Raw genomic sequence first — 7370 nt, 5'->3', positions numbered from 1 at the left:
GCTGGGTAGCTATGTGCGGACGGGATAAGTGCTGAAAGCATCTAAGCATGAAGCCCCCCTCAAGATGAGATTTCCCATAGCGTCAAGCTAGTAAGAACCCTGAAAGATGATCAGGTTGATAGGTCAGAGGTGGAAGCGTGGTAACATGTGGAGCTGACTGATACTAATCGTTCGAGGACTTAACCAATTTTTTAAGGCGAACTCGTTTTACAAACTTCTTCTGTATTATCTAGTTTTGAGGGAATGATACCTCAACAAAATAGTCTGGCAGCAATGGCGAGAAGGTCACACCCGTTCCCATACCGAACACGGAAGTTAAGCTTCTCAGCGCCGATGGTAGTTGGGACTTTGTCCCTGTGAGAGTAGGACGTTGCCAGGCAAGCCCCTATGGGGCAATTATTTTTTCGGATTTTTTGAGGAGGCCCCTTGGTCAAGTGGTTAAGACACCTCCCTTTCACGGAGGTAACACGGGTTCGAATCCCGTAGGGGTCACCATAGTTTTTTTCACGATAGTGAAAAATAACTTTCCTTTCGCGCTAACGGAAATAACCTATTATCAATTGGAGGATTAGCTCAGCTGGGAGAGCATCTGCCTTACAAGCAGAGGGTCGGCGGTTCGATCCCGTCATCCTCCACCATATAGTTTTTACTATCGCGGGGTGGAGCAGTCTGGTAGCTCGTCGGGCTCATAACCCGAAGGTCGCAGGTTCAAATCCTGTCCCCGCAACCAATTTAATTTAAAGGTTTAGTTAGTTAAACCTCAACTATATAATTTTGGCGGTTGTGGCGAAGTGGTTAACGCACCTGATTGTGGTTCAGGCATTCGTGGGTTCGATTCCCATCAGTCGCCCCATTTTATTTTCCTAATATTGGGCTATAGCCAAGCGGTAAGGCATCGCACTTTGACTGCGACATGCGTTGGTTCAAATCCAGCTAGCCCAGCCATTTTATTTTTATACGCGGGTGTAGTTTAGTGGTAAAACCTCAGCCTTCCAAGCTGATGTTGTGAGTTCGATTCTCATCACCCGCTCCAATTAAGGGCCTATAGCTCAGCTGGTTAGAGCGCACGCCTGATAAGCGTGAGGTCGATGGTTCGAGTCCATTTAGGCCCATAAATATTTTAAAAGAGTGATTGCTATTAATAGTAATCGCTCTTTTTTTGCTTTTATATTTCTACCTCTATTCGTAACCAAAGACGTCAATTATTCGGGTTGAAGGGAACGAATAGCCATTATAATAAAAGTTTACATATTTTTATTAAAGTTAAAGTCAATGTATTATTTGTAGGAGAAGATCGTGAATGGTTACAATAAGAGTGGGATATCAATTAGGGGCTTGGCACTAAAAAATGTGTTCACAGAAAGGGGGGTTCTATGATTTTTGATAAGTCGATAATAGAAACCATGAAAAAACGCCAATCGGTTCGAAACTTTGGTACTCAACACATCAAAGATTCTCATGCTAATAGAATTAACGAATACATAAGCAATGAAGACAACTTAGTTGGACCATTTGGGGGTAAGGGAAGAGTCGAGTTCATACAGGTAACCAACAATGTAAGTGATAAAGGTATTAAGCTAGGCACATACGGATTTATTAAAAATCCACAGGCATATTTGGCAGGAGTAGCACAAAACAGTAAATACTCTCTTGTTGAGTTTGCGTACACCTTTCAAAAAATAGTTGTCTGGTTAACGGAGTTAGAAATCGGTACTTGCTGGATGGGCGGTACATTCAACCGAAATTCGTTTGAACAGGAAATCCGGCTAGAGGATGGAGAGTTTATCCCCTGCATAACACCAATCGGCTACCCGAACCAAAAACAACGGGTTTTTGATAAGGCACTCCGGTATGTTGTAAAAGCCGATAATAAAAAACCATGGGATAAGCTATTTTATGATTCCACATTTGACGTGCCATTGAACAAAGAAAATGCAGGATTACTTGAAATACCAATTGAAATGGTTAGGATTGGACCTTCTGCATCTAATAAACAGCCTTGGCGACTTCTATTATCTAGCGATAAAAAGGTCTGCCATTTTTACATTGAGCATACACCGAATTATAGTTCGAAATTAGGATATGATATGCAGCTTTTAGATATGGGAATTGCCATGTGTCAGTTTGAATTAGCCTGTAAGGAATTAGATATTAAAGGACGATGGAGTGTGGAAAAACCATCCTTACTTCTCCCAAATGAGCAAACCGAGTATATTGTCAGCTGGAAAATCCATTAAAATGAAAGCAAGAATGGAGTAAGTAGAAATGCCTGTTATCGAGCATAAGCTGTTTATAAATGCGCCAATAGAGGTTTGTTTTGATCTTGCCAGGGATGTCAATGTTCATACTCAAACTACCTTTAAAACAAAGGAAAGAGCTGTTGGAGGTGTAACAAAGGGACTGTTGGAGGAAGGTGACAGTGTAACTTGGGAAGCTGTACACTTTGGTATTAAACAAAGGTTAACCTCAAGAGTAATCTTTATGGAAAAGCCTCATAGTTTTGTGGATGTAATGGTAAAGGGTGCGTTCAAGTCATTCATTCATATCCACCAGTTTATTGAAGAAGAAAAAGGAACGACAATGATCGATCATTTTCAATATAAGTCACGTTTTGGTCCTCTCGGAATCTTAATTGATAAATTGCTTCTTGAAGAATACATGAGAAGATTTATTGAAATTCGTGCAATAGAACTAAAGAAAATAGCAGAAATAAAAACTAATCAAACGTTTGATTAAATGGGTTGAGACCTTTACATATCAGCGCTTTAGAAGAATTAATCAAACGTTTAATTAACATAATAAAAATTTAGAAATTATGACTTTGATAATCAACTTTTCTTTTTTCAATATCCATAGCCGATACAATATATGCAAATCCATTCATTAAAAAGTAAATAACATTGGATTGTACCCGATCAGTTTCTCCTAAATAAGTATTTAAGATAATGACGACAGAGTATAAAACCACAAAAAATAGAGCGATTTTATTAAAGATTACCATTTAAACAACTCCTTTTTTAGGATACTTAGTTTATCATATTTTCGTTGAGCTAAACTTATGCAGGGCAAGAGGTATTTGGGATGGTTTCTCAGTAGCTTCTAACCTTTAATAATTTCCATGATAGACAAGTTGGGTAAATTTTATAAATCGAGCAATAAAAAACCTGTATTGAAGATACTTTGTTCATCGATACAGTTTTTTTGTGTACATAAGATTATGTTTATTGACTTATTGATACAGAGGTTCGTGGCCGTGCGGCTTTATACCATTGTTGGCAAAAAAAGAATATCAAGACAACTTCTACAATATCCCCGCCGTAATACATGATCATTCCTCCCATTTGGGCTTGTTCAATCGGTACACCAGCTGGAGGATAAGCATAAATGTACTTTGAAAGGATGCCATGGGCCGCTAACGATAGGATTAGCACAATACCACGTAAAATAAAACTATACCGGTGCGGTGTCGGATCAATATAGATAATTGAAATGGTATAGAGATATCCTGCTAAGAATATATGAAGATGGACAATTATATGAAGAAGGGCATAGTGATGCATCGCCGAGTACAGTTCTGTCGTATATAAAACTGTTAAGCCTCCAATATTGAGTATCGAGGCGACAACCGGATTACAATAAATCCCAACTGGGAAACTCTTTAACACACGAGATAGTTTTCTAGCGTGGCTAACACTTAGTGTTCTCATCAGAAGAGTCATTGGAGCAGCATGTGCCAGAAGAAGAGGCGCAAGCATTCCAAGGAACAAATGACCAACCATATGTGCAATGAAATTTTCATGAGAAAGGTTGGCGACAGGACCTATTAGTGCAACGGCAGCAGAAAGAACTCCGGATACCCAGCAGATGTATCGGTAAATTGACCATTGTTTATGACGTTGGTTTGAGACTAATCCTAATAGGAGATAAATCAGGATAGCTAAGACAAAGGGGAGAGCCAAAAGAAGTTCGTTCTGCAGCTCACTGCCATGATGGACATGGTGATGTTTCATTTAGGCTGTACCTTCCATCACTATTGCTTTCTGGCCAGTCCTAGAAACGATGATTAACCCAGCGATTACCATGATAGCCGCCAGTATGTTCCATACCCAATCATAAGGCGTAATTTCCACGTTATAACGAATTTGATGGATCCTCAATAATTTATGTTGAACCGTACCATCGAATAAATTAAACCCGCCTCCGCCTAAAAGAAATCCTCCAATCCATCTCTTTGGCCACCAAGCATTTCTTCGACGGAGATCGGAAATCAAAAATGCCCCAGCAACCGTTGAGAACCAGCTAAATGCGTGAAAAACTCCATCAGATACCAGTCCAATATCAGGGGTAGATTTATCATAAAAATGATGCCAGTGGAGGATCTGGTGGAAAACAGCCTCATCGATAAAAGCGACAAAACCGATCCCTAGTAAACAACCCGACAAAAGATTTCGTCCTAAGAAGTTCAAACGCTCATTATGAATATTAGTCATCTGATTTTCTCCCCCTATTCCAATTTTTACCTAACTATTAGTTTATCCTGACGCAATTAATTCCAAACCATAGGAATAGGGATTATAAGGCGAATGGTAATATTTGAGTATTAATTTTTAGAAAAAAAAACCTGCCCCACAGAGGGGCAGGAATGACAATCAGATTATACCAACGAGTCGATTGGCAGGACTTCTTGCAGCGCACTTTTTTCATCATCATTTAAAGGAATCATTGGCAGGCGGACATCTCCAACCTGGACACCTTGTATATTTAATGCGGCCTTTACAGGAGTAGGGTTTGGTGCCATAAATAATGCTTTCATAATTGGAAGAAGGCTGCGATGTAAAACGGCTGCTTCTTGGACGCGCCCGTTTTTAAACAGTGTGACCATTTCCTGCATTTGATTGCCAATGACATGCGAAGCAACGGAAACAACACCTGCACCGCCGATTGCTAGAACTGGTAGGGTTAGTCCATCATCCCCGCTGTACAAAGTGAATGTATCTGGAGTACGGCTAATGATTTCTGTCATCGCATCTAGATTGCCGCTTGCTTCTTTTACTGCCACAATATTACTACTAATTTCAGAGAGGCGGACAATGGTCTCAACAGAGATGTTTACGGCACAGCGTCCGGGAATATTATAAAGCATTACTGGTAACGAAGTAGCTTCCGCAATGGCTTTAAAGTGCTGAAATAATCCTTCTTGAGATGGCTTATTATAATATGGAGCTACAAGCATAATTCCATCAACGCCTGCTTCTTCTGCCTGTTTCGTTAAGCTGATAGAAGCTCTCGTGTTATTTGAGCCTGTTCCAGCAATGACAGGAACCCTGCCGGCTGCAACTTCGACGACGAATTTAAATAACGCTATTTTTTCCTCTGTTGTTAATGTCGGAGATTCTCCAGTGGTTCCTGCAACTACTAATCCATCAGTACCATTAGCAATTAAGTAATTTACTAGTGTTTTAGTTGCGTTATAGTCAATCTCTCCATGTTGATCAAATGGCGTCACCATAGCTGTTAAAACTTGGCCAAAATTCATCATGCTCACCCTTTACATAATTTTTAAGAAAAATTAGAGGTAGTTCAGGTCAATCAAAAGTAATCGCAAAAAAGCAGCAACGAAGGCTCGCTGCTGCAGTAGAAACATAATCAAAAATCGTTCCGTTGCGTAAGATAGCCCTCCATATAGTCACCTATATGACAGTTCTGTATTTATTCAATAGCAGAACCAGCGGTCTAGACAAATGAGTTTCTATCCGCTTCGGCAAATTCCCCTTTCCACAATCATCATAGGACCTCACTATCCTCCAATTGCGTACTTATGGTCTTTGCGCCTCTATCCTCACTTCAAAAGGTAATGAAGTAAGAAAATATTTAATTATTAATTAATATACCAGAAAATTCTATAAAATTCAAGAGCAAAGGTGCCTGTCACCACTCGTGGACACTGTCCGTGTGGCGTGGACAGTAAATTCCTATGGGCTGGAACTTTATTTTATCTTTTTAATGAAGACTACTTTTAGGTAGTCGGATTCTGGATAGTGTTTATTGGTTCTGAAGTCTTCAGGGAGTGAAAATTCTTCCATTAGTTTATAGCGTTTATTGGATTCCTTAAAGGCGGTATCAATGAATCCTTTAAATTTGTCCATGCCAAAGGAGCTGGCATTTGTTGACGCGAGGATGATTCCGTTATCCTCTGTGATGGAAATTGCTTCTTTTAGTAGGTTTTTATAATCCTTTTCGGCGCTGAAGACAAACTTTTTTGATCTTGCAAAGCTTGGAGGATCAAGAATCACGACATCAAACAGCAGACCCTTTTTCACTGCATATTTGAAGTATTTGAATACATCCTCCACGATGATATCGTGAGTTTCCGCATCAATTCCATTCACTTTAAATTGCTCAATCGTTTTACTTTTGCTTCGATTTGCGAGGTCAACACTGGTCGTTTTCGCTGCTCCACCTAAAGCGGCAAACACTGAAAACACACCGGTATAGGAGAACGTATTTAATACTCGTTTCCCTTTTGAATAGACATCTCGTAATGTTTTTCTTACATCCTTTTGATCTAAGAAAACACCGACCATGGCACTTTCATTCAAATAAACCGCGATATTGACGCTATTTTCTTTCACGATAATGGGAAATTCTCCTCGTTCGCCCGCAACGAAGTCATCTTCTTCAATGTACTTACCGCTTTCATCAAACCGTTTTTTCTGATAAATGGCCTTATACTTCACCAGATTCTTCAATGAATCTATGATAAACTCCCGAAAGTGATAGATGCCTTTACTGTACCAGGTAATGACGTAATAACCATCGAAGTAATCAATCGTTAAACCGCCAATTCCATCACCTTCGCCGTTATACACTCGAAAGGCTGTTGTTTCAGAACTCTGAAAAAAATGTTCTCTTCTTTCAAAGGCATTCTTTAGGGTCTTTTCAAAAAAACGATGATCAAACTGTTCTTTTTCCTTGTGGCTAAGCACCCAGCCAAGACCTTTATTTTGCTTCCCATAATAGCCTTTGGCTATAAAGTGGTTCTGTTCATCCACAAGGTTTATGGTGGACCCTTCTTCATCTAGAGCAGCAGGATCAATAATGGTGTCCTTTGTAATGAGAGGGTAGCCGTTCTTATATTTAGTAACAAACTTTGCTTTCACCTTTAATCTGACTTCTGTTTTCATGTCTTCATCCTATCCGTGGTATTTATCATTATTAGCATTGTAAACAAATATTTGTAAAATCAATCACAATCCATCAATCATAACATCTTTACGACTAGTGGTGCGTATTTCAGGATAGGGGACACATAAAAAAAATCCAGAAAGCTTCTGGATCTTGATTTTCTTTAGCGCGATTATTTTTTAAAA

Annotated in this window: 7 protein-coding genes, 7 tRNA genes, 2 rRNA genes and 1 riboswitch (1 of these 17 cut by a window edge); of the genes, 11 read left to right on the top strand and 5 right to left on the bottom strand. The window is 39.5% G+C overall.

All coding sequences use genetic code 11. The features are described from left to right. From ABC255_RS26925 to ABC255_RS26875, 11 genes are all read left to right on the top strand, one after another. Positions 1-187: ribosomal RNA gene (locus ABC255_RS26925) — 23S ribosomal RNA — on the top strand (it extends 2750 nt beyond the left edge of the window). 76 nt (positions 188-263) lie between these two features. After that, positions 264-379: ribosomal RNA gene (gene rrf, locus ABC255_RS26920) — 5S ribosomal RNA — on the top strand. A 41-nt stretch (positions 380-420) separates the two neighbouring features. Beyond that, positions 421-495: transfer RNA gene (locus tag ABC255_RS26915), tRNA-Glu, on the top strand. 67 nt (positions 496-562) lie between these two features. Continuing rightward, positions 563-638 (top strand) — tRNA-Val (locus ABC255_RS26910). Positions 639-653: 15 nt separating this feature from the next. Beyond that, positions 654-730 (top strand) — tRNA-Met (locus ABC255_RS26905). Between the two features lie 47 nt (positions 731-777). Beyond that, a tRNA-His gene (locus ABC255_RS26900) sits at positions 778-853 on the top strand. A gap of 17 nt (positions 854-870) precedes the next feature. Then, a tRNA-Gln gene (locus tag ABC255_RS26895) sits at positions 871-945 on the top strand. Positions 946-959: 14 nt separating this feature from the next. Next, positions 960-1033, top strand: a tRNA-Gly gene (locus tag ABC255_RS26890). 5 nt (positions 1034-1038) lie between these two features. Continuing rightward, positions 1039-1112, top strand: a tRNA-Ile gene (locus ABC255_RS26885). Between the two features lie 291 nt (positions 1113-1403). Then, entirely contained in the window at positions 1404-2237 is an 834-nt protein-coding gene (locus ABC255_RS26880) for a nitroreductase family protein (protein WP_412998186.1), read from the top strand. A gap of 28 nt (positions 2238-2265) precedes the next feature. After that, positions 2266-2736, top strand: a complete 471-nt coding sequence (locus ABC255_RS26875; RefSeq protein WP_412998185.1) for an SRPBCC family protein — start codon at positions 2266-2268, stop codon at positions 2734-2736. Positions 2737-2806: 70 nt separating this feature from the next. Here the strand turns inward: ABC255_RS26875 and ABC255_RS26870 are convergent, their stop codons facing one another. The 5 genes from ABC255_RS26870 to ABC255_RS26850 form a co-directional block, all read right to left on the bottom strand. Beyond that, a complete protein-coding gene (locus ABC255_RS26870; protein WP_412998184.1) occupies positions 2807-3001 on the bottom strand; it encodes a hypothetical protein in 195 nt (64 codons plus the stop codon). A gap of 220 nt (positions 3002-3221) precedes the next feature. Continuing rightward, positions 3222-4010, bottom strand: coding sequence for a cytochrome c oxidase assembly protein (locus tag ABC255_RS26865; RefSeq protein WP_412998183.1), 789 nt, complete (start codon positions 4008-4010; stop codon positions 3222-3224). Next, positions 4011-4490 (bottom strand): DUF2243 domain-containing protein, encoded by a 480-nt coding sequence (locus ABC255_RS26860; RefSeq protein WP_412998182.1) that lies wholly within the window; start codon positions 4488-4490, stop codon positions 4011-4013. A gap of 164 nt (positions 4491-4654) precedes the next feature. Next, the gene (dapA, locus tag ABC255_RS26855; protein WP_412998181.1) at positions 4655-5536 is read right to left on the bottom strand and encodes a 4-hydroxy-tetrahydrodipicolinate synthase; all 882 of its coding nucleotides are present in this window, start codon (positions 5534-5536) and stop codon (positions 4655-4657) included. 127 nt (positions 5537-5663) lie between these two features. Further along, positions 5664-5844: riboswitch (Lysine riboswitch) on the bottom strand. Positions 5845-5987: 143 nt separating this feature from the next. Beyond that, entirely contained in the window at positions 5988-7184 is a 1197-nt protein-coding gene (locus tag ABC255_RS26850; protein WP_412998180.1) for a class I SAM-dependent rRNA methyltransferase, read from the bottom strand. Positions 7185-7370: the final 186 nt, after the last annotated feature.

The organism is Neobacillus canaveralius, from assembly GCF_047237705.1.
Classification (GTDB): domain Bacteria; phylum Bacillota; class Bacilli; order Bacillales; family Cytobacillaceae; genus Neobacillus; species Neobacillus niacini_K.
Note: the sequence above shows the minus strand (reverse complement) of the source record. Positions and strands in the feature narration are given on the sequence as shown.

Excerpts from the sequence above, each read along its gene's own strand:
- ABC255_RS26860 (WP_412998182.1), bottom strand. The coding sequence starts at position 4,490 with ATGACTAATATTCATAATGAGCGTTTGAACTTCTTAGGACGAAATCTT.
- ABC255_RS26875 (WP_412998185.1), top strand. The coding sequence starts at position 2,266 with ATGCCTGTTATCGAGCATAAGCTGTTTATAAATGCGCCAATAGAGGTT.
- ABC255_RS26865 (WP_412998183.1), bottom strand. The coding sequence starts at position 4,010 with ATGAAACATCACCATGTCCATCATGGCAGTGAGCTGCAGAACGAACTT.
- ABC255_RS26880 (WP_412998186.1), top strand. The coding sequence starts at position 1,404 with ATGAAAAAACGCCAATCGGTTCGAAACTTTGGTACTCAACACATCAAA.
- dapA (WP_412998181.1), bottom strand. The coding sequence starts at position 5,536 with ATGAATTTTGGCCAAGTTTTAACAGCTATGGTGACGCCATTTGATCAA.
- ABC255_RS26850 (WP_412998180.1), bottom strand. The coding sequence starts at position 7,184 with ATGAAAACAGAAGTCAGATTAAAGGTGAAAGCAAAGTTTGTTACTAAA.
- ABC255_RS26870 (WP_412998184.1), bottom strand. The coding sequence starts at position 3,001 with ATGGTAATCTTTAATAAAATCGCTCTATTTTTTGTGGTTTTATACTCT.